The 20,684-nt window shown below is 73.0% G+C and carries 20 protein-coding genes; 14 read left to right on the forward strand and 6 right to left on the reverse strand.

What is annotated here, in order from left to right; all coding sequences use genetic code 11:
* Positions 1-121: 121 nt before the first annotated feature.
* The 3 genes from ACSU6M_RS24375 to ACSU6M_RS24385 all read left to right on the forward strand — a co-directional run bounded on the left by ACSU6M_RS24375 (position 122) and on the right by ACSU6M_RS24385 (position 3,217).
* A complete protein-coding gene (locus tag ACSU6M_RS24375; RefSeq protein ID WP_437072313.1) occupies positions 122-892 on the forward strand; it encodes a lysophospholipid acyltransferase family protein in 771 nt (256 codons plus the stop codon).
* Complete coding sequence (locus ACSU6M_RS24380; RefSeq protein WP_437072314.1) at positions 889-1,899, forward strand: NAD(P)H-dependent glycerol-3-phosphate dehydrogenase; 1,011 nt, start codon at positions 889-891, stop codon at positions 1,897-1,899. The genes ACSU6M_RS24375 and ACSU6M_RS24380 overlap by 4 nt, the downstream gene beginning before the upstream one ends.
* A 160-nt stretch (positions 1,900-2,059) precedes the next feature.
* Complete coding sequence (locus ACSU6M_RS24385) at positions 2,060-3,217, forward strand: D-alanine--D-alanine ligase family protein (protein WP_437072316.1); 1,158 nt, start codon at positions 2,060-2,062, stop codon at positions 3,215-3,217.
* A gap of 90 nt (positions 3,218-3,307) precedes the next feature.
* On the opposite strand, the gene ACSU6M_RS24390 is transcribed toward ACSU6M_RS24385, so the two are convergent.
* Positions 3,308-3,829 carry a DUF3515 domain-containing protein gene (locus ACSU6M_RS24390; RefSeq protein ID WP_437072318.1) on the reverse strand — a complete coding sequence of 174 codons (522 nt, stop codon included), beginning with the start codon at positions 3,827-3,829 and terminating at the stop codon, positions 3,308-3,310.
* Between the two features lie 20 nt (positions 3,830-3,849).
* Entirely contained in the window at positions 3,850-4,083 is a 234-nt protein-coding gene (locus ACSU6M_RS24395) for an Lrp/AsnC family transcriptional regulator (protein WP_003997603.1), read from the reverse strand.
* Positions 4,084-4,289: 206 nt separating this feature from the next.
* Here ACSU6M_RS24395 and ACSU6M_RS24400 point away from each other — a divergent pair, with 206 nt between their 5' ends.
* Both ACSU6M_RS24400 and thiD read left to right on the forward strand, forming a co-directional pair.
* Positions 4,290-5,258 carry a thiamine-phosphate kinase gene (locus ACSU6M_RS24400; RefSeq protein WP_437072319.1) on the forward strand — a complete coding sequence of 323 codons (969 nt, stop codon included), beginning with the start codon at positions 4,290-4,292 and terminating at the stop codon, positions 5,256-5,258.
* A complete protein-coding gene (gene thiD / locus ACSU6M_RS24405; RefSeq protein ID WP_437072321.1) occupies positions 5,255-6,040 on the forward strand; it encodes a bifunctional hydroxymethylpyrimidine kinase/phosphomethylpyrimidine kinase in 786 nt (261 codons plus the stop codon). Before ACSU6M_RS24400 ends, thiD begins: the two co-directional genes overlap by 4 nt.
* 176 nt (positions 6,041-6,216) lie before the next feature.
* Here thiD and rpmB read toward each other — a convergent pair whose 3' ends face one another.
* Entirely contained in the window at positions 6,217-6,402 is a 186-nt protein-coding gene (gene rpmB, locus ACSU6M_RS24410; protein WP_003993230.1) for a 50S ribosomal protein L28, read from the reverse strand.
* A gap of 262 nt (positions 6,403-6,664) precedes the next feature.
* Here rpmB and ACSU6M_RS24415 point away from each other — a divergent pair, with 262 nt between their 5' ends.
* On the forward strand, positions 6,665-8,407 hold the full coding sequence (locus ACSU6M_RS24415; protein WP_437072323.1) for a DAK2 domain-containing protein: 1,743 nt from the start codon (positions 6,665-6,667) through the stop codon (positions 8,405-8,407).
* Positions 8,408-8,453: 46 nt separating this feature from the next.
* On the opposite strand, the gene ACSU6M_RS24420 is transcribed toward ACSU6M_RS24415, so the two are convergent.
* Positions 8,454-11,585: a tetratricopeptide repeat protein gene (locus ACSU6M_RS24420; protein ID WP_437072324.1), complete on the reverse strand. Its 3,132-nt coding sequence runs from the start codon at positions 11,583-11,585 to the stop codon at positions 8,454-8,456.
* 173 nt (positions 11,586-11,758) lie between these two features.
* Here ACSU6M_RS24420 and recG point away from each other — a divergent pair, with 173 nt between their 5' ends.
* The 8 genes from recG (at position 11,759) to mutM (ending at position 19,025) form a co-directional block, all read left to right on the forward strand.
* The gene (recG, locus tag ACSU6M_RS24425) at positions 11,759-13,960 is read left to right on the forward strand and encodes an ATP-dependent DNA helicase RecG (RefSeq protein WP_437072326.1); all 2,202 of its coding nucleotides are present in this window, start codon (positions 11,759-11,761) and stop codon (positions 13,958-13,960) included.
* A 108-nt stretch (positions 13,961-14,068) separates the two neighbouring features.
* The gene (rsmD, locus tag ACSU6M_RS24430; protein ID WP_437072327.1) at positions 14,069-14,653 is read left to right on the forward strand and encodes a 16S rRNA (guanine(966)-N(2))-methyltransferase RsmD; all 585 of its coding nucleotides are present in this window, start codon (positions 14,069-14,071) and stop codon (positions 14,651-14,653) included.
* A gap of 26 nt (positions 14,654-14,679) precedes the next feature.
* Positions 14,680-15,159: a pantetheine-phosphate adenylyltransferase gene (coaD, locus tag ACSU6M_RS24435; RefSeq protein WP_437075331.1), complete on the forward strand. Its 480-nt coding sequence runs from the start codon at positions 14,680-14,682 to the stop codon at positions 15,157-15,159.
* 58 nt (positions 15,160-15,217) lie between these two features.
* Entirely contained in the window at positions 15,218-16,309 is a 1,092-nt protein-coding gene (locus ACSU6M_RS24440) for a cell division initiation protein (RefSeq protein WP_437072328.1), read from the forward strand.
* Positions 16,310-16,456: 147 nt separating this feature from the next.
* Positions 16,457-17,101 carry a YceD family protein gene (locus ACSU6M_RS24445; protein ID WP_437072330.1) on the forward strand — a complete coding sequence of 215 codons (645 nt, stop codon included), beginning with the start codon at positions 16,457-16,459 and terminating at the stop codon, positions 17,099-17,101.
* Positions 17,102-17,103: 2 nt separating this feature from the next.
* The gene (gene rpmF, locus ACSU6M_RS24450) at positions 17,104-17,277 is read left to right on the forward strand and encodes a 50S ribosomal protein L32 (protein WP_099201005.1); all 174 of its coding nucleotides are present in this window, start codon (positions 17,104-17,106) and stop codon (positions 17,275-17,277) included.
* An 8-nt stretch (positions 17,278-17,285) separates the two neighbouring features.
* The gene (gene rnc / locus ACSU6M_RS24455) at positions 17,286-18,092 is read left to right on the forward strand and encodes a ribonuclease III (RefSeq protein ID WP_437072332.1); all 807 of its coding nucleotides are present in this window, start codon (positions 17,286-17,288) and stop codon (positions 18,090-18,092) included.
* A gap of 72 nt (positions 18,093-18,164) precedes the next feature.
* Positions 18,165-19,025 (forward strand): bifunctional DNA-formamidopyrimidine glycosylase/DNA-(apurinic or apyrimidinic site) lyase, encoded by an 861-nt coding sequence (gene mutM / locus ACSU6M_RS24460; protein ID WP_437072333.1) that lies wholly within the window; start codon positions 18,165-18,167, stop codon positions 19,023-19,025.
* Here the strand turns inward: mutM and ACSU6M_RS24465 are convergent.
* Both ACSU6M_RS24465 and ACSU6M_RS24470 read right to left on the reverse strand, forming a co-directional pair.
* Positions 18,998-19,384: a winged helix-turn-helix transcriptional regulator gene (locus tag ACSU6M_RS24465; RefSeq protein WP_437072334.1), complete on the reverse strand. Its 387-nt coding sequence runs from the start codon at positions 19,382-19,384 to the stop codon at positions 18,998-19,000. The two genes, mutM and ACSU6M_RS24465, sit on opposite strands and share 28 nt — an antisense overlap.
* 40 nt (positions 19,385-19,424) lie before the next feature.
* The gene (locus ACSU6M_RS24470; RefSeq protein ID WP_437072335.1) at positions 19,425-20,525 is read right to left on the reverse strand and encodes a CAP domain-containing protein; all 1,101 of its coding nucleotides are present in this window, start codon (positions 20,523-20,525) and stop codon (positions 19,425-19,427) included.
* Between the last annotated feature and the right edge of the window lie 159 nt (positions 20,526-20,684).

The following is a 20,684-nucleotide window of genomic DNA, read 5'->3' on the forward strand; positions in this document are numbered from 1 at the left end:
GCGGAACGGGGCAGGCGGTCCCATCTGGCGGTTGTGGTGGCGGGGCGTACGGTGTTCTCGACAGGACGGCGGCCTGGGGCGACACTTGTGCGGCCCCCAGGCCCTAGAGGAAGGTGCTCGCGTGCCCCGCCGCAGAATCGGCTTCTGGTACCGCTTCGCCGCGGTGATCTGCAAACCGCCGCTGGTGGTTCTGCTCAAGCGGGACTGGCGTGGAATGGAGAACATTCCGGCCGAGGGCGGATTTATCACCGTGGTGAACCACAATTCGCACGTCGATCCCTTCGGATACGCGCACTACCAGTACAACACCGGACGGGTCCCGCGATTCCTGGCGAAGAGCGGCCTTTTCCGGAAGGGATTCGTCGGCGCCGCGATGCGCGGCACCGGGCAGATCCCGGTCTACCGGGAGTCCACCGACGCACTGAGCGCCTTCCGCGCCGCGATCGACGCCGTGGAGCGCGGCGAATGCGTCGCCTTCTACCCCGAGGGCACCCTCACCCGCGACCCCGACGGCTGGCCCATGACCGGCAAGACCGGCGCTGCCCGCGTCGCGCTGCAGACCAAGTGCCCGGTGATCCCGGTGGCCCAGTGGGGCTGCAACGAACTGCTGCCGCCCTACGCCAAGAAGCCCCACCTGTGGCCGCGCAAGACCCACCACGTCCTGGCCGGCCCACCGGTGGACCTCTCGCCGTACTACGACCGCGAGATGACCGCCGAGGTGCTCAAGGAGGCCACCGAGGTCATCATGGCGGCGATCACCCGCCAGCTGGAGGAGATCCGCGGCGAGAAGGCGCCCGAGACTCCCTACGATCCGCGCCGCGAGCGCATCGAGCAGCGGCGGCGGACCCAGGCGCAGACCCGTGGCAGGCAGGCAGAGGGGCAGGGCAAGTGAGCAAGCCGGTCAAGGCGGCGGTTTTCAGCGCCGGTTCGTGGGGGACGGCGTTCGGCATGGTGCTCGCCGACGCGGGCTGCGAGGTCACCCTGTGGGCGCGCCGCCCCGAGGTCGCCGACGCGATCAACTCCACCCGGATCAACCCGGACTACTTCCCCGGGGTGGAGCTCCCGGAGAACCTGCGGGCCACCACCGACCCCGCCGAGGCCGCCGCGGGCGCCGACTTCACGGTCCTGTCGGTGCCCTCCCAGACGCTGCGGCAGAACCTCGCCGCCTGGACCCCGCTGCTCGCCCCCGACACGGTCCTCGTCTCCCTGATGAAGGGCGTCGAACTCGGCACCACCATGCGGATGAGCGAGGTCATCGAGGACGTCACCAAGGTCGGCCCGGAGCGCGTCGCCGTGGTCACCGGGCCCAACCTGGCCCGCGAGATCGTCGCCCGGATGCCGGCCGCCTCCGTGGTCGCCTGCACCGACGAGTCGGTCGCCCAGCGGCTGCAGGCCGCCTGCCACACGCCGTACTTCCGCCCGTACACCAACACCGACGTCGTCGGCTGCGAGCTGGGTGGCGCGGTGAAGAACGTCATCGGGCTGGCCGTGGGCATCGCCGACGGCATGGGGCTCGGCGACAATGCCAAGGGCTCGCTGATCACCCGTGGCCTCGCCGAGACGACCCGCCTCGGCCTGGCGATGGGTGCCGACCCGCTGACCTTCTCCGGCCTCGCGGGCCTCGGCGACCTGGTGGCCACCTGCTCCTCGCCGCTGTCCCGCAACCACACCTTCGGCACCAACCTCGGCAAGGGCATGACCCTCCAGGAGACCATCGCGGTCACCAAGCAGACCGCCGAGGGCGTCAAGTCCTGCGAGTCGGTGCTGGATCTGGCGCGTCGGCACGGCGTCGACATGCCCATCACCGAGACGGTCGTCGGCATCGTCCACGAGGGCAAGCCGCCCGTGGTCGCGCTCAAGGAGCTGATGGCGCGCAGCGCGAAGCCGGAGCGGCGCTGAGCGCTCCGCGGGGAGCGCCGCGAAGCGCCGTGCGGCGCGGGGCCGGTGGCTGGCGTTCGCGCCGTCGTGGCTGGTCGCGCAGGTCCCCGCGCCCCTTGCGGCGCTGCCGAACCGGTCGACGCTAGGTCGACGCACTACCAACGGGTACTCTCAAGCCGTTATGAGCACCGAGAACCTCCCCCAGAGCCCCGAGCAGCCGTCCCGCAAGCCGCGTGTGGCCGTCGTGTTCGGCGGGCGCAGCTCCGAACACGGGATCTCCGTGGTCACCGCCGGAGCCGTCCTCAAGGCCGTCGACCGGACGAAGTACGACGTCCTGCCGATCGGCATCACCCGGGACGGGCGGTGGGCGCTGACCGCCGACGAGCCGGAGCGCATGGCGATCACCGACCGCCGTACGCCCAGCGTCGAGGAGCTGGCCGAGTCCGGCGAGGGCGGCGTGGTGCTCCCCGTCGACCCCGCGAGCCGCGAGGTGGTCTACAGCGAGCCCGGCTCCGTGCCCAAGGCCCTCGGCGAGGTCGACGTGGTCTTCCCCGTCCTGCACGGCCCCTACGGCGAGGACGGCACCCTCCAGGGCCTGCTGGAGCTCTCCGGCGTCCCCTACGTCGGCTCGGGCGTGCTCGCCTCGGCCGTCGGCCAGGACAAGGAGTACATGAAGCGGGTGTTCACCTCCTTCGGGCTCAAGGTCGGCCCGTACGTGGTGATCCGCCCCCGCGAGTGGCAGCAGGACGAGTCCGCGGCCCGCAAGAAGATCGTCGACTTCGCCGGCGAGCACGGCTGGCCCCTGTTCGTGAAGCCCGCCCGCGCCGGTTCCTCCATCGGCATCACCAAGGTCGACGACATCTCCGGGCTGGAGGAGGCCGTCGCCGAGGCGCAGCGCCACGACCCCAAGATCCTTGTCGAGGCGGCCCTGCGCGGCCGTGAGATCGAGTGCGGCGTCCTGGAGTTCGAGGACGGCCCGCGCGCCTCCCTGCCCGCGGAGATCCCGCCGCCGGACGCCCACGCGTACTACGACTTCGAGGCCAAGTACATCGACTCCACCCCGGGCATCGTCCCGGCGCCCCTCACCCCCGAGGAGACCGCCGAGGTCCAGCGCCTGGCCGTGGACGCCTTCGAGGCGGCCTCCTGCGAGGGCCTGGTGCGCGCGGACTTCTTCCTCACCGAGGACGGCGAGTTCGTGATCAACGAGATCAACACGATGCCGGGCTTCACCCCGATCTCGATGTACCCGCAGATGTGGCAGGCGACCGGGATCTCGTACCCGGACCTGGTGGACAAGCTGATCCAGGCGGCACTGCGCAGGTCGACGGGCCTGCGCTAGCGGCCTCCAGGGGCGCGGGGCCGCAGGCGACATGCGGCTCCGCCGCGTGAGCGCGACGAGCGAAACCGACCCGCGCCCCGGCACGGTCCGCTACGGCGCTCTGTACCCCTCGTTCCACGGCACGGTCCTCCTGATGGCCGGCGCCAGGTCGACCAGGACCTTGGAACTGTCGACCCCCGACGCCACCGTCACCTCGACGTACGCCTGACGATTGGCGGTGGTGAAGCGGAACGCGCCTTCCCCCCGCTTCTCCATCAGCCAGTCCACGCCCTCGACCCCGCCGGGAACGGCATCCGCGTCCCGCCCCTCGGCCACTTCCGGTGAGACCATCTTCGGCGGCTGGGGCACCCCGCACCGCAGTATGATCGCCGGGTCGTCACCCCAGCCCGCGGTCAGCGCCGACGCCGGCTCGGGGTCCGCCCGGCTCTCACCGCCCACCTCGGCCGGCAGCGCCTCGTCGAGGTTCCGGCACAGCCCGGCGACCTCGGCGTCGGGGGTGGGAACCGCCGTGGAGGTGCTGTCGTCCCCTGAGGAGCAGCCCACGGAGGCGAGGAGCAGGGCGAACGCGGGCAGCCCGATGACAAAGCGGAGCCGGTGACGAGGAGAGCGCACCGGCCAAGGGTAGACGGGGGCTACAGATGCACGACCGGGCAGGTCAGGGTGCGGGTGATGCCGTCCACCTGCTGGACCTTGGCGACCACCATGCGACCGAGGTCGTCGACGGTGTCGGCCTGGGCGCGCACGATGACGTCGTAGGGACCCGTCACGTCCTCGGCCTGGATCACACCAGGGATCTTGCTGATCGTCTCGGCTACGGTCGACGCCTTGCCGACCTCAGTCTGGATCAGGATGTACGCCTGTACCACGGAACCTCCAGGGCGGCCACGAGGATCATGTGGGGAAAAGGAACGCCACGGTATCGCGTCGCCGCTCGCCGCGGGGAGACCTGCGGGAACCGGAGCTCGCGCGCCGGGGTTCAGGCACGACAGAAGTTGACGGTCATCTCGACCGTAGCGAGGGCCGCCAGGGCCCGCGACCGGGCACGGACAGGGACAGAAGGGGCGAAAGGTCGATGAAGGGCACTGTTGGTGAGCTCGGGGAGTTCGGGCTCATCAGGGAGCTCACCTCCCGTCTCACCACCACCCCGGCGGTCCGGGTCGGCCCCGGCGACGACGCCGCGGTGGTGGCCGCGCCCGACCGCAGGGTCGTGGCCAGCACCGACATCCTGCTGGAGGGCCGGCACTTCCGCCGCGACTGGTCCACGGCCTACGACGTGGGCCGCAAGGCCGCCGCGCAGAACCTCGCGGACATCGCCGCCATGGGCGCCGTACCGACCGCGCTGCTGCTCGGCCTGGTCGTGCCCGCCGAACTCCCGGTCACCTGGCCGAGCGAGCTGATGGACGGCCTGCGCGACGAGTGCCAGGTCGCGGGCGCCTCCGTGGTCGGCGGCGACGTCGTACGCGGCGACACGATCATGGTGTCGATCACCGCGCTCGGCGATCTGCGCAACCAGGAGCCCGTCACCCGGGCCGGCGCCCAGCCCGGCGACATCGTCGCCGTGACCGGCTGGCTCGGCTGGTCCGCGGCCGGCTACGCGGTGCTCTCCCGCGGCTTCCGCTCGCCGCGCGCCTTCGTGGAGGCCCACCGCCGCCCCGAGCCGCCCTACCACGCCGGTCCGGCCGCGGCCGGGCTCGGCGCCACCGCCATGTGCGACGTGAGCGACGGGCTGATCGCCGACCTCGGGCACATCGCCGAGGCCAGCAAGGTCCGCATCGACATCCGCTCCGGCGCGATCGACGTGCCCTCGCAGATGAACGACATCGGGCAGGCCGTCGGTGTCGACCCGATGCAGTGGGTGCTGACCGGGGGAGAGGACCACGCGATCGTGGCGACCTTCCCGCCGGACGTGAAGCTGCCCGCCCGCTGGAAGGTGATCGGCGAGGTGCTCAACCCCTCCGCGCTGCCCCAGGTGACCGTCGACGGGGCGCCGTGGACCAGCAAGGGCGGCTGGGACCACTTCGGCGGGGACATCGAGTCATGATCCCCAAGGTCCTCACGGTGGCGGGCTCGGACTCCGGCGGAGGCGCCGGCGTCCAGGCCGACCTGAAGACGATGCTCGCGCTCGGCGTGCACGGCATGAGCGTGATCACCGCCGTGACCGCGCAGAACTCGCTGGGCGTCCAGGGCGCCTGGGAACTGCCCGTGGAGGCCGTGCGGGCCCAGTACCGCAGCGTCGTGGACGACATCGGCGTCCAGGCCGTGAAGACCGGCATGCTCGCCTCGGCGGAACTGGTCGAGGCGGTCGCCGAGTTGATCTCCGGCACGGACGCGCCGGCCGTGGTGGACCCGGTCGGCGTCTCCAAGCACGGGGACCCCCTGCTGGCGGCCTCCGCGCTGGACTCCGTCCGCACCAAGCTCCTCCCGGTGGCGACCGTGGCGACCCCGAACCTCGACGAGGTGGCCCAACTCACAGGTCTCCACGTCGAGTCCGAGGACGATCTGCGCCGGGCCGCGGCGGCCGTGCTGGCGTACGGGCCGCGCTGGGTCGTGATCAAGGGCGGGCATCTGGCCGGGGACGCCGTGGATCTGCTCACCGACGGCTCCGCGGAGCACTGGCTGCGCTCGCCCCGGCACGACAACCGGCACACCCACGGCACGGGCTGCACGCTGGCCTCCGCGATCGCGTCGGGGCTGGCGAAGGGGCTGGGCGTGCCGGAGGCGGTGGCGGAGGCCAAGGCGTACGTCACCGGGGCGATCGCCGCCGGATTCGCGCTCGGCGGCGGGATCGGGCCGGTGGACCACGGCTGGCGGTTCAAGGGCTGATCACGCGGGCGGTGCTCAGGGGCTGATCACGCGGGCGGTGCTCAGGGGCAGATCATGGGGCCGGCTCGGGGGGAGCGCCTGTGCCGCCCGTGCTCGGGTACGGCAAAAAGCCGGTCCACCCGGAGGTGGACCGGCTCTGTGCAGCGATCCGGCGTGGCCGCGCGCTCAGCTGAGCGTCAGCGCGAGACCTTGCCGGCCTTGATGCACGAGGTGCAGGCGTTCACGCGCTTCGGCGTCCCGCCGACCACGGTACGCACACGCTGGATGTTCGGGTTCCAGCGGCGGGACGTACGGCGGTGCGAGTGCGAGATGTTGTTGCCGAAGCCCGGCCCCTTGCCGCAGACGTCGCAGTTGGCAGCCACGGGTCACTCCAAAGACTTCAGATGCACTTACGGTTAATCCCGGCATGCCGGGATCGAGATCGAGGATCTGAGTGGCGCTGCCAGGGGGAATAGCCCGATGTGGATCGGGCAACCGGAGCAGCATACAACGGCTGCGCCCGTGCAACGAAACTACCATGGCAGCTCAGGGGCCCGCCCCCGGCCCACGTCCCGCGGGCACCCGCCCCGGGGTCTACGCTGCGTCCCGATCTCCCCAGAGGTCCTGCAGATCAAGGAGGCGCAGGTGGCGCAGGTGCCGCAGACATTCCTCGATGCTCTCGCGGTGCGCACCTGGTGCGGGCTCGCCTTGCGGGCGCTCGGGCACGCGCGCGAGGAGATCGACGCGATCAACGTCTATCCCGTGGCCGACGGGGACACCGGCACCAACCTCTATCTGACCGTCGAGTCCGCCGCCGCGGCCGTCGAGGCGGTCTTCGACGGGCACGCCGCCGGCGCGGGGGACGGTGCCGACCCCTCCCTCGCGGACGCCCTGCGGGCCATGGCCCACGGCGCGCTCATCGGGGCCCGCGGGAACTCCGGCACGATCCTCGCCCAGCTGCTGCGCGGCCTGGCCCAGGTGCTGGCCGCCGACGGTGACACCCCTCACACCGACGGGCCCGGCCTCGCCCTCGCCCTGCGGCATGCCGCCGACTCCGCACGGCAGGCCGTCGCTCACCCCGTCGAGGGCACGGTCCTCACGGTCGCCTCGGCCGCCGCCGACGCCGCCGCCGGGGCCGAGGGGGACTGCCGGAAGGTGGCCCGCGCCGCCTACGAAGGCGCCCGCGCCGCCCTCGCCGCGACCCCGGGCCAGCTCGCGGTCCTGCGCAGGGCCGGGGTCGTGGACGCCGGGGGGCGGGGGCTGGTGGCGGTGCTGGGGGCGCTGCTGGAGGCGCTGACCGGGGAGACGCCGGGGGGACGCGCGCGGGGGGAGGGAGCGGCGGAGACCCGTGCGCGGGGGGACGCGGAGGGGGCGGCCGAGGCCGCGGCCGCCGCTGCCGCGAGCACCGGTGACGCCCCGGAGTCCGCCGACGCGGTCGACTGCGCCGGGGACGCCACGGGCGACGGGCCCGCCTTCGAGGTGATCTATCTGTTGGAGGCGGACGACGAGGCCGTGGCGCGGCTGCGGCGGCGCCTGGACACGCTGGGCGACTCCCTCGTCGTCGTCGGCGGCGACGGGCTGTGGAACGTCCATGTGCACGTGGACGACGCCGGTGCCGCCGTGGAGGTGGGCGTCGAGGCCGGGCGGCCCTACCGGATCCGCATCACCCACTTCGGCGTCGGCGACGTCCACACCACGCGCGGCGGGCGCCCGCCCGTGGAGCGCGCCCAGCGGGCCGTGGTGGCCGTCGTCCCCGGCGAGGGCCTGGCCGGGCTGTACGCCGAGGCGGGCGCGACCACCGTGCTCGCCCGGCCCGGAGAGCCGCCCGCGAGCGGGGAGCTCGTCCAGGCCGTACGGCGCGCCCACGCGCGCGAGGTGGTGCTGCTGCCCAACGACGCCGAGCTGCGCCACACCGCCGCGGCGGCGGCCGAGCAGGCCCGCACCGAGGGCGTCAGGGTCGCGCTGATCCCGACGCGCTCCGCCGTGCAGGGCATCGCCGCGCTCGCCGTGCACGAGCCGGACCGCCGCTTCGACGAGGACGTCGTCGCCATGACCTCGGCGGCGGGCGCGACCCGCTACGCCGAGGTCACCGTCGCCGAGCGGGAGTCCTGGACCACGGCCGGCATCTGCCAGGCCGGGGACGTCCTCGGCCTGATCGACGGCGATGTGGCCGTGATCGGGGCCGACGTCGCCGACACCGCCCGCACCGTCCTCGACCGCATGCTCGCGGCCGGCGGTGAGCTCGTCACCCTCGTCCTCGGCGACGAGGCCCCCGACGACATCGCCGACCGCCTGGAGGCCCGTGTACGGGAGACCTACCTCGCCGTCGACACGGTGGTGTACCGGGGCGGACGGCAGGGGGCGCTGCTGCTCATCGGGGTGGAGTAGCGGGCCCCCGTGCTCGGGACCGGCCTCGGCCTTCCCGGTGTTCCGGTCAGTGCCCCCGGTGTTCCCGCGCCTGCCGCAGCAGCCGCTCGGCCTCCCTGAGCTGTTCGCCGACCGCCTCGTCGGACGCGGGGCCCTGACCGGCGTACTCCCTCGTCGCGGCACGCGCGTGTGCCTGCGCGTCCTCGGGCCGGCCCAGGGCGAGAGCGAGCCGCCCGGCCGCGAGCCGGGCGTCGGTACGGGCGAGCCGGGCGTCGTCCCCCAGGGAGGCGAGGACGGCGACGGCCTCCAGGAGCCGGGCCAGAGCCGCCTCCCGTCCGGCCCGCACGTCCTTCTCGGCCTGTGCCTCGCGCCCGGCTCGTACGTCACGTCCGGCCCGCACGTCCTTCTCGTCCGGTGCCTCGCGCCCGGCTCGTAGGTCCTCGGCCCGTGCCTCCCGGACGCCCTCGGTCTCCGCCCGCTCCTCGGCCGCCGCCGTCAGGAGATCCGCGAACTGGCGGTGGGTGTCGCCCAGTTCCAGGGTCAGGAGCCGCCGTGCCGCCTCCTCGCCCGCCGCGTCGAGGGCCGTCGCGCACTCCTGCACGGCGGCCTCCATCAGCTCGGCCGCCCCGGCCGCGCCGCCCTCCGCGCGCAGCGCCAGCCAGGCGCGGGCGCGCAGGGAGCGGACGAGGCCGTGGGGGTCGCCCAGCCGCCGCCACAGGGCGCCCGCGCGCGCGTACGCCCGGTCGGCCTCGACGGGCAGGCCGGCCGCCCCGAGGGACTCGGCGGCCAGATGGGCCAGCGTCGCGTGGTCCTGCTGCTCGGGCCAGTGCCGGGCGAGCTCGGCGGCCCGGAGCCGGTGGTCCGCGGCCGCCCGGTGCTCGCCGAGCTCGCTCAGGGCGTCGCCGAGCCACCACCGGGTCTGCACGACCGCGCCGTCGCCGTGCGTGTCCGCCGACAGGTCCGCCAGCGCCGACTCCAGCACCTCGGCCGCCTGCGCCCACCGCCCCAGCCGCAGCAGGAACCCGCCGAGCAGCTGCCGCGCCCAGGCGCCGAACGCCGGGTCAGCGGCCGCGTCGGCCCAGTACGCGGCCTCCAGCGCCTGCGCGGCGGCCTCGTCGAGACGGTCCCGCCCGCCGAGCACCTCGGCCAGCTGGAGGTGCAGCTGGGCCCGTCCGGGCGGCTCCAGATACGGCCCGCCGTGCTCCAGGGCCGCCCGCAGCGCCCGCTCGGTCTCCTCGACGTCCCCGAGGTGGTGGGCCAGCATCGCCAGCCGGGCCTCGTACTCGACCGCGAACCACGGCAGCCCGGCCTCCACGAACGCGGCCGCGGCCTGCCGGAACAGCGTGGCCGCCCGCGCCGGTTCACCGGCGTGCGCCGCCAGGTCCGCCAGCATCGCCCGCGCCTCGGCCCCCCGCGCCGCCAGGCGTACATCGCCGTCGGCCCGCCCGTCGACGAGCGCGAGCACCTCCCGTACGGCCGCCCGCGCCTCGCGCAGGTGCCCTGGCCCCGCGGAGCGCCCGGCCTCGGCACCGGCCGGGACCTGATCGACCGGGCCCGCCCCGTCGTCGCCGGGGCCGCCCGCCACCCCCTGTCCGTCCGTGGCCGGCAGCCCCCGCTTAGCCGCCTCCTGCACCTGCCGCATCAGCACGCGGGCCCGCCCCATCAGCACCGACGCGGTCTGCCGCAGGCCGGTCCCGCCCTCGGCGTAGAGGGTGAGGACCCGCTCATAGGGCTCGGCGACGGACGCGAGGGCAGCGTCGAGGTCGCCGTCCAGGGCGCGGACGTAGGCCGCACGCGTGCGGGCGGCGAGGGACTCGCCCTCGTCGCCCGCCTCGGCGTAGAGCGCGGCGGCCTCCTCGAAGAGCCGCGCGCCCTCGGGCCCGCCCAGGCCCATCGCCCGGTGGTCGAGGATCTCCGCGCGGTCGCGGACGTCCAGCTCCAGCCCCTGCGCGGCCCGCGCGGCGGCCGCCCATGCCTCCACGGCGTTGGGCCGGAGCGTCTGCGACAGCCGCCGCGCCTCGGCGAGCAGGACGGTGGGGCCGGGCGCGGTGGCCTCCGGCACGCGCGGGCGTGGCGCGGACTCCACCGCCGTACGCACCCCCAGCGGCAGCCGGTCCAGCAGGGGCGCCCGGTCCATCCGCGCGCGGGTGCGCTCACCGACGGACGACGTGCCGTTGCGCCGGTCGAAACGATCCGCCAGGGACAGCGCCTCCGCGCGCGCGTGGGCGGCGAGTTCACGGGCGGTCCACGCGCGGCCCGCCGGTCCGGGCACGGACCGCTCGCCCCGGCCCAGGGCGGTCAGCCGGTCCATCAGCAGCGCCACCGCGCTCAGGTACTCCGTCCTGCTCAGCGGATCACCGCCGTCGGCGAGGTACGCGGGCCGCTCGGCCACCAGCTCAAGGCCGCGCGCCTCGTTGCCGGTCAGCGCGCAGAACTCCACATGCTCGGCGTAGGCGGAGCGCATGCTCTCCATCGCCCGCACCAGCCGGACCCCGTGCAGATGGTGGTCCCTGGCCTGCTCGGCCCGCCCCAGCCGCAGCAGCGGCAGCAGGGAGGCGGACAGGACGTCGTGCGGCTCATGGGCGCAGGCGAACTCGCCCTCCAGGACCGGCCCCCACACCTCCAGCGCCTGCTCGTCACGGCCCCGCACGGCATGCCACCGGCCCTGGCCGCTCAGCTCGCAGGCGGGGCAGTCGGCCATCTCGTCCCGGTCGGCGGCGAGCCAGGCGCCGAACGCCCGCTCGGCCCGCCGGGTGTCCCCGATGTGCGCGGCGACCTCCAGCTCGGCGGCGCGCACCGGGCGCTCGGAGTACGCCCCGAGGCGGTAGCGGCGCTCCATCTCCCCGAGCCACTTCTCGACCGAGGCGAGCGGGACGTCCGGTCGGCCGAGCATCCCCGACGACATCCATTTGAAGAACCAGTGCAGCGAGTGGGCCTCCTGCGGCCCGAAACGCTCCGGGTGTTCGTCCCACAGGCGCAGCAGCCGGGTGAAGGGCACGGACATCCTGTCCTTCGCGGAGCTGTACCTGCACACCCGCACCTGATGGATCAGCGCCTCCACCAGGGCGGCCGGGGCGGCCAGCCGCTCGGCGTCGCCCACCAGCCGCTCCGCGCGCGCGTTGCGGTCGGGGCCCTCCGGTCGCCCGGCGTTCTCCGCCAGTGCCAGCCGCAGCGAGTCGAGATCCGTGACGTCGGTCATGACCGGCCGCCTTCCTCATCGGGGGCCTCGCCGTCGACGGCCCTGGCGTCGGCGGCCTTCTCGCGAGGCGGCGACCGCGGGGGTGGCCGGATGCGCCATCCTAGGGGCCCAACCAGCCGCCTGACCAGCGGTTTCCCGGTACGTATACGGCATTGTCAGTGGCGTGGTGTGCAATGGATCTCGTGCCCGCACTGGACGAACCACTGAAGAAGGTGCTCGGCCCCGCCACCGCGAAGGTGATGGCCGAGCACCTCGGCCTGCACACCGTCGGCGACCTGCTCCACCACTACCCGCGCAGATACGAGGAGCGCGGGCAGCTCACCCGCCTCGCCGACCTGCCGATGGACGAGCACGTCACGGTGGTCGCCCAGGTCGCCGACGCCCGTCTGCACACCTTCGCCTCCGCCAAGGCGCCCCGCGGCAAGGGCCAGCGCCTGGAGGTGACCATCACCGACGGCAGCGGCCGGCTCCAACTGGTCTTCTTCGGCGCCGGTGTGCACAAGCCGCACAAGGAACTCCTGCCGGGCACCCGCGCGATGTTCGCCGGCAAGGTCTCCATCTTCAACCGCCGCCTCCAACTCGCCCACCCCGCCTACGAACTGCTCCGCGGCGACGGCGAGGAGACCGCCGAGACCTGGGCCGGCGCCCTCATCCCCCTCTACCCGGCCACCGCCAAGCTGGAGTCCTGGAAGATCGGCAAGGCCGTCCAGACGGTCCTGCCCAGCGCCCAGGAGGCGGTCGACCCCCTCCCGGACACCCTCCGCGCGGGCCGGGGCCTGGTCTCCCTCCCGGAGGCCCTCCTCAAGATCCACCGCCCCCACACCAAGGCCGACATCGAGGACGCCCGCTCCCGTCTCAAGTGGGACGAGGCATTCGTCCTCCAGGTCGCCCTCGCCCGCCGCCGCCACGCCGACGCCCAGCTCCCGGCCGTCCCCCGCACCCCCAGGCCGGACGGCCTCCTGACCGCCTTCGACGACCGTCTGCCCTTCACCCTCACCGAGGGCCAGCAGAAGGTCTCCCGCGAGATCTTCGCCGACCTCGCCACCGACCACCCGATGCACCGCCTGCTGCAGGGAGAGGTCGGATCGGGCAAGACGATGGTGGCGCTGCGGGCCATGCTCGCCGTGGTCGACGCGGGCGGGCAGGCCGCGATGCTGGCGCCCACCGAGGTCCTCGCCCAGCAGCATCACCGGTCCGTCGTCGAGATGATGGGGGAGCTGGCCGAGGGCGGAATGCTGGGCGGTGCCGAGCAGGCGACCAAGGTCGTGCTGCTCACCGGGTCCATGGGCGCCGCCGCTCGCCGTCAGGCCCTGCTCGAGCTGGTCACCGGCGAGGCCGGCATCGTGATCGGCACCCATGCCCTGATCGAGGACAAGGTGCAGTTCCACGACCTGGGCCTGGTCGTGGTCGACGAGCAGCACCGCTTCGGCGTGGAGCAGCGCGACGCCCTGCGGGGCAAGGGCAAGCACCCCCCGCATCTGCTGGTCATGACGGCCACCCCCATCCCGCGCACGGTCGCCATGACGGTCTTCGGCGACCTGGAGACCTCCGTCCTCGACCAGCTCCCGGCCGGCCGCTCGCCCATCGCCAGCCATGTCGTCCCCGCCGCCGACAAGCCCCACTTCCTGGCCCGCGCCTGGGAGCGGGTCCGCGAGGAGGTGGCGAACGGCCATCAGGCGTACGTCGTCTGCCCGCGCATCGGCGATGAGGAGGACGACCCGAGGAAGGGGAAGAGGTCCGCCGAGGACGACGCGGAGAAGCGGCCCCCGCTGGCCGTCCTCGACATCGCCGACCAGCTGGCCGAGGGTCCCCTGAAGGGGCTGCGGGTGGAGGTCCTGCACGGCCGTATGGCGCCGGACGACAAGGACGCCGTCATGCGCCGTTTCGCCGCCGGCGACACCGACGTCCTGGTCGCCACGACCGTCATCGAGGTCGGCGTCAACGTCCCCAACGCCACCGCCATGGTGATCATGGACGCCGACCGCTTCGGCGTCTCCCAGCTCCATCAGCTCCGTGGCCGCGTGGGCCGTGGCTCCGCCCCCGGCCTGTGCCTGCTGGTCACCGAGATGCCCGAGGCCAGCCCCGCCCGCCAGCGGCTGAACGCGGTGGCGTCCACGCTGGACGGCTTCGAGCTCTCCCGCATCGACCTGGAGCAGCGCAGAGAGGGCGATGTGCTGGGACAGGCCCAGTCGGGCGTCCGCTCCTCCCTGCGGGTCCTCGCCGTCATCGAGGACGAGGAGATCATCGCCGAGGCGCGGGAGGAGGCCACGGCCCTCGTCCAGGCGGACCCCGAGCTCACCGGGTACCCCGGCCTTCGCACGGCCCTGGACGCGCTCCTGGACGAGGAGAGGGAGCAGTACCTGGAGAAGGGCTGAGGGTGATGCCGCTCAACGGGCGCGGGGCTGTACCCCGTATGCGGCTACCGCCGCGCGGGCGCGACCGACCACAATGAACCTGCACACACCCACGACCAAGGACCGAAGATGACCCGCGTAATCGCCGGCGAAGCCGGCGGACGTCGACTCGCCGTACCCCCCGGCACGGGAACCCGCCCCACCTCCGACCGCGCACGCGAGGGTCTCTTCTCCACCTGGCAGTCCCTCCTCGGCGGCCCGCTGGACGGCGAACGGGTCCTCGACCTCTACGCCGGCTCCGGAGCGGTCGGCCTGGAGGCCCTGTCCCGAGGCGCGGGCCACACCCTCCTGGTCGAGGCCGACGCGAGGGCCGCCCGCGTGGTCCGGGAGAACGTGAAGAACCTCGGCCTGCCCGGCGCCGAGGTCCGGCACGGCAAGGCCGAACAGATCATCAGAACGCCCCCCTCGCAGCCGTACGACCTCGTCTTCCTCGACCCCCCATATGCGGTCACAGACGACGATCTTCGCGAGATCCTGCTCACACTCCGCTCGGAGGGCTGGCTCGATAAGCAAGCGCTCGTCACCGTGGAGCGCAGCACCAGAGGTGGCGAATTCCGGTGGCCCGACGGCTTCGAACCGCTCCGGGCCCGCCGCTACGGCGAGGGAACGTTTTGGTACGGTCGCGCCGCCTCTACGTGCGAAGACGCACGATGACCGGACCGGAGAGCGAGGGAACTCTAGTGCGCCGCGCCGTCTGTCCCGGGTCGTTCGACCCGATCACCAACGGACACCTCGACATCATCTCCCGCGCCTCCCGCCTCTACGACGAGGTGTACGTCGCGGTGATGATCAACAAGGCCAAGAAGGGCCTGTTCGAGATCGAGGAGCGGATCGACCTGATCCGCCAGGTCACCGCCGAGTACGCCAACGTCCGGGTGGAGGCATTCCACGGCCTGCTCGTCGACTACTGCAAGGAACGCGACATCCCGGCCATCGTCAAGGGCCTGCGCGCCGTCAGCGACTTCGACTACGAGCTGCAGATGGCCCAGATGAACAACGGACTCTCCGGCGTGGAGACCCTGTTCGTGCCGACGAACCCCACCTACAGCTTCCTGTCCTCCTCGCTCGTCAAGGAGGTCGCGACCTGGGGCGGCGACGTCTCCCACCTGGTGCCGCCGGTCGTCCTGGACGCCCTGAACGCCCGCCTGCGCCAGCCCTGATGGGGCTACAGTCGTCCCGTCCGTCTCCATCACAGCTGTAGAGAGTGGCGAGCACACGGTGGACGTGCAGAAGAAGCTCGACGAGATCGTCGCCGCGGTCTCCAGTGCCCGGTCGATGCCCATGTCGGCCTCGTGCGTGGTCAACCGCGCGGAACTGCTCTCGATGCTCGAAGAGCTGCGGGCGGCGCTGCCGGACTCCCTCGCCGAGGCCCAGGAGCTGATCGGCGACCGGGAGCACATGGTCGAGCGGGCCCGCCAGGAGGCCGAGCGGATCATCGAGCAGGCGCACGCCGAGCGCGGCTCGCTGATCTCCGACACCGAGGTCGCCCGCCGCTCCCAGGCCGAGGCCGACCGCATCCTCACCGAGGCCCGCCAGGAGGCCGAGGAGATCCGCGCGGAGGCCGACGACTACGTCGACTCCAAGCTCGCCAACTTCGAGGTCGTCCTCACCAAGACCCTCGGCTCGGTCGGCCGCGGCCGCGAGAAGCTGCTCGGCACCGGCCCGGGCCTGGACGAGCAGGGCTACGAGGACGAGGACGCGCCCGAGCGCAGCCACGACCCGGAGACCCTGCGCCGCACCGCCGACCAGTACGTGGACGCCAAGCTGGGCGCGTTCGAGGCGGTCCTGGCCAAGACCCTGGAGGCCGTCGGCCGCGGCCGGCAGAAGCTGCACGGCCGGATCGCCACCGACGACCTCGGCTCCCTCGCCGACGAGACCGGCGCCCGTCAGCACTCCAGCGACGCCGACTACCTCGCCGACCTCGCGGCCCTCGCCCAGCAGGACGCCGCCGCCCCGGCCGAACCGCCCCAGGCCCCGGAGTACGAGCCGCAGCGCCCGGAGTACGAGCCGCACCGCCCGGACTACGAGCCGCAGCCGGTGTACGGCTACCAGCAGCAGGCCGACCCCTACGCGGGCGGCTATCCCCAGCAGGACCCGTACGGCTACCAGCAGACGGCCCAGACGGACCCGTACGCCTATCAGGGCTACGCGGCGCCCCAGCAGCCCGCCTACGACCCCCAGCAGGCCCAGCAGCCCCATCTGCCCCAGCAGGCGCAGCAGGGCTACGCGCTCGACGAGACCAGCCTCTTCGACACCAGCATGATCAGCGCCGAGCAGCTGCGGGCGTACGAGCAGGGCCGCGGACAATAGCCCCCGGCCGCCCTCGCGACCACCGGATTGGGCCGTCGGCGAAAGGTCCAGTATCCTGGCTCTTCGGTCGCGAGTACGTCCGCGATCAACGCTGCCCGGGCACACCGAAGGGCCGCGTCCCTCTGAGCTAGCAGATCGAAAGCAGGAATGGCCTCCAACGCCCGCCTCGACCACCGCAACCCCCTCGTGTTCGACACGCACGAGCTGGGGCGGCGTCCTGGTGCGCTCCAGAGGCTCGACCGCACGATCGACGCTCCCAAGGACCTCGGTATCAAGGGAGTCATCGGAGTGCCGGAAGGCGCCCCGGTGGAGCTCGGACTCCGGCTCGAGTCCGTCATGGAAGGGGTGCTTGTCACAGGCACCGCCCGTGCACAGGCCGAGGGGGAGTGCGTAAGGTGTCTGGAGCCGCTTCAGATGGATGTGGAAGCGGACTTCCAGGAGATGTTCTCGTACCCTGACGCCGACGATCGGGGCCGCCCCAAGGCGGAGCCGACCGACGACGCCGAGGAAGACGAGGACAGGCTCTTCATCGAGGACGGCCTGTTCGACCTCGAACCCGTGCTGCGCGATGCGGTGGTGCTCGCACTGCCGATGCAGCCGGTGTGCCGGGAGGACTGTGCGGGGCTGTGTTCCGAGTGCGGAACCAACCTGAACGACGACCCGGACCACCACCACGACGCCGTCGACATCCGTTGGGCGGCATTGCAGGGATTCGCCGATTCACTCGAACCCGGCGATAAGGACGAGATGAGCGGCGCCGAAGCGGGCGTCGACGAGAAGCAGGAGAAGTAGCCGTGGCTGTTCCGAAGCGGAAGATGTCGCGCAGCAACACGCGCCACCGCCGGTCGCAGTGGAAGGCTGCGGTCCCCACCCTGGTTGCGTGCGAGCGCTGCCACGAGCCCAAGCAGCAGCACATCGCGTGCCCGTCTTGCGGCACCTACAACAAGCGCCAGGTCCTCGCGGTCTGAGCGGGCTGGTGAGAGGTTCTGTGTCCACGCCGAAGAAGAACGCATCGGACAACCAGGCCTCGTCCCACACGCTTCTGGAAGGGCGGCTCGGCTACCAGGTCGAGTCCGCCCTTCTGGTGCGAGCACTGACCCACCGTTCCTACGCGTACGAGAACGGCGGTCTGCCGACGAACGAGCGGCTGGAGTTCCTCGGTGACTCCGTCCTCGGCCTCGTCGTCACGGACACGCTGTACCGCACCCACCCCGACCTGCCCGAAGGCCAGCTGGCCAAGCTGCGGGCCGCGGTGGTCAACTCGCGCGCACTGGCGGACGTGGGCCGCACGCTCGACCTGGGCTCCTTCATCCGGCTCGGCCGCGGTGAAGAGGGCACGGGAGGCCGGGACAAGGCATCCATCCTCGCCGACACCCTGGAAGCGGTGATCGGCGCGGTCTATCTCGACCAGGGCCTGGACGCGGCGGCCGAACTGGTGCACCGCCTGTTCGACCCGCTGATCGAGAAGTCCTCCAACCTCGGCGCCGGCCTGGACTGGAAGACGTCCCTCCAGGAGCTCACCGCGACCGAAGGACTCGGCGTGCCCGAGTATCTGGTCACGGAGACCGGCCCCGACCACGAGAAGACCTTCACTGCTGCCGCCCGCGTCGGAGGCGTCTCGTACGGCACCGGCACCGGCCGCAGCAAGAAGGAGGCGGAGCAGCAGGCCGCGGAGTCCGCCTGGCGGGCCATCCGGGCCGCCGCGGACGAACGCGCCAAGGCGGCCGCCGAGGCCGTCGACACCGTGGACGCCAACGCCGACGAGGCGTCCGCCTCCGCCTGACCGGCACCCGTACCCACCGAGCGCCCGTGCCCCTTCGAGGGCGCGGGCGCTCCTCTCTCTCCCGGGGGAGCCATGCCCGAGTTGCCCGAGGTCGAGGTCGTACGGCGAGGTCTGGAGCGGTGGGTCGCCCACCGGGCCGTCGCCGAGACCGAGGTGCTGCATCCGCGCGCGGTGCGCCGCCACACCGCGGGACCCGACGACTTCGCCCACCGCCTCAAGGGCCATCGCATCGGTGTCCCGCGCCGCCGCGGCAAATATCTGTGGCTGCCGCTGGAGGACACCGGGCAGGCGGTCCTCGCCCACCTCGGCATGAGCGGCCAGCTGCTGGTCCAGCCGCAGGAGGCACCCGACGAGAAGCACCTGCGCATCCGCGTCCGCTTCGCCGACGGCCTCGGCACCGAACTGCGCTTCGTCGACCAACGCACCTTCGGCGGCCTGTCGTTGCACGACACCGGCGAGAACGGCCTGCCCGATGTGATCGCGCACATCGCCCGCGACCCCCTCGACCCCCTGTTCGACGAGGAGGCGTTCCACCAGGCGCTGCGCCGCAAGCGGACCACCATCAAACGGGCCCTGCTGGACCAGTCGCTGATCAGCGGCGTCGGCAACATCTACGCGGACGAGGCCCTGTGGCGCGCCCGCATCCACTACGAACGCCCCACCGCCGGCTTCACCCGCCCCCGCACCCTGGAACTCCTCGGCCATGTACGGGACGTCATGAACGCGGCCCTCGCCGTCGGCGGCACCAGCTTCGACAGCCTCTACGTCAACGTCAACGGCGAGTCGGGCTACTTCGACCGCTCGCTCGACGCGTACGGCCGTGAGGGGCTGCCCTGCAAGCGGTGCGGTACGCCGATGCGCAGGCGGCCGTGGATGAACCGGTCCAGCTACTTCTGCCCGAAGTGTCAGCGGGCGCCGCGCCTCGCGTCGTAACGCTCCCGGGCGGCCAGCACCTCGTCCATGCTGGCCTCCACGAAGTGGATCAGGCCCAGCAGCCGCTCGGCGACCTCCCGACCGAGGGGGGTCAGCTCGTAGTCCACGCGCGGCGGGTTCGTCGGCTGCGCCTCGCGGTGCACCAGACCGTCGCGCTCCAGCGCGTGCAGCGTCTGGGACAGCATCTTCTCGCTGACCCCGGCGACCCGGCGGCGCAGCTCGTTGAACCGCAGCGACCCCTCGTGCAGCGCCCCGAGCGTGAGCGCGCCCCAGCGGCCCGTGACGTGCTCCAGCGTGCCCCGCGAGGGGCATGCCTTGGCGAAGACGTCGTAGGGGAGGTTCTCCGGCGGGGTCGTCATACATCGAGCGTACAGCGCTAACCGCCGGTTAGCGCCCTGGTCAGTAGCCGAAGTCCTGGGTCCACCAGGGGCCGCCCTCGCCGTAGTGCACGCCGACGCCCAGGGTCTTGAAGTCGCAGTTCAGGATGTTGGCGCGGTGGCCGGGGCTGTCCATCCAGGCGGCCATCACGGCGGCGGCGTCGGCCTGGCCGCGGGCGATGTTCTCGCCGCCGAGGTCGGTGATGCCGGCCTTCTCCGCGCGGTCCCAGGGGGTGGCGCCGTCGGGGTCGGTGTGGTCGAAGAAGCCGCGCTCGGCCATGTCCTGGCTGAAGGCGCGGGCCAGGTCGGTCAGCGCGCTGTTGGCGGCGAGGGGGCTGCAGCCGGCCTGCGCGCGCTCGGCGTTGACGAGCCGGAGCACCTCGGCCTCGGCGGCGGCCTGCGCGGACACGGTCACCGGCGGGGTGCTGGGGGCGACGGGGGCCTCGGTGGCCCGCTGGGAGGGCGTCGGCTCCGGCTTCCGCGCGGTCTTCGAGGGGGTGGCGGTCGGCTTCTTCTTCTCGGCCGGCGGCTCGGTCGGGGTGGCGGAGGCCGACGGGGACGGCGAGGCGGAGGCGGAGGTGCTGGGGGAGGCCGAGGGCCGGGGGTCGCGGCCGGCCGAGCCGGCATCGCGGCCGGCCTGCTCGGTGGCGGCGCCGGAGGTGCCGCCCTGCTGGGCGCCGACATTGCCCGCCGTCGGCGCGGACTGCACCTTGTCGGAGTCGGTGCCGCCGAGCCGGTAGACAGGGCCGCCGGGCAGCACGCCCGTGGCGACGGCGACGGCGCCGAGGGCGACCGCGGCGGACACCCCGAGCAGGCCCGTGCGCACCGGCGTCACGGCCCTGCGGCGGCGCCGGCGGTGCGTGCCGGCCCGGCGCGAGCCGCCGTCGGGCGTGAAACCGGCGGAGCCGCCGTCCGCGGACTCGGGCTCGTCGGTCGCGAAGAGGTAGGCGTTGCTCCTGGCGTAGATCTCGGCGTACGCCTCGGAGTCCGGATAGGGCGCGATGCCCGGCGCCCTGTGGCCGTCCCCGTACGCGCGCTGCGGGACGTGGTTCCCGGTGGCGGAAGCGTCCGTCCCCGTGTCCCCCGTGGCACGGCCGGCGGCGGAGCGTCGGTGGCGTCCCATGTCCTGGCCTTCCTCGTTCCTGCGGTCCTTCGACGTGCGGTCCGGTCGTCCCCCATGATCCACACATCTCACCCGATCGAGTGAGTTTCCTATGAGATGTGTCGGGACCGGACGGTACCGCATGGCGCAAGTGGAGGAAGTGTCCCAAGAGACATCGTC

It is taken from the genome of Streptomyces sp. enrichment culture, from assembly GCF_964272895.1.
Lineage (GTDB): Bacteria > Actinomycetota > Actinomycetes > Streptomycetales > Streptomycetaceae > Streptomyces.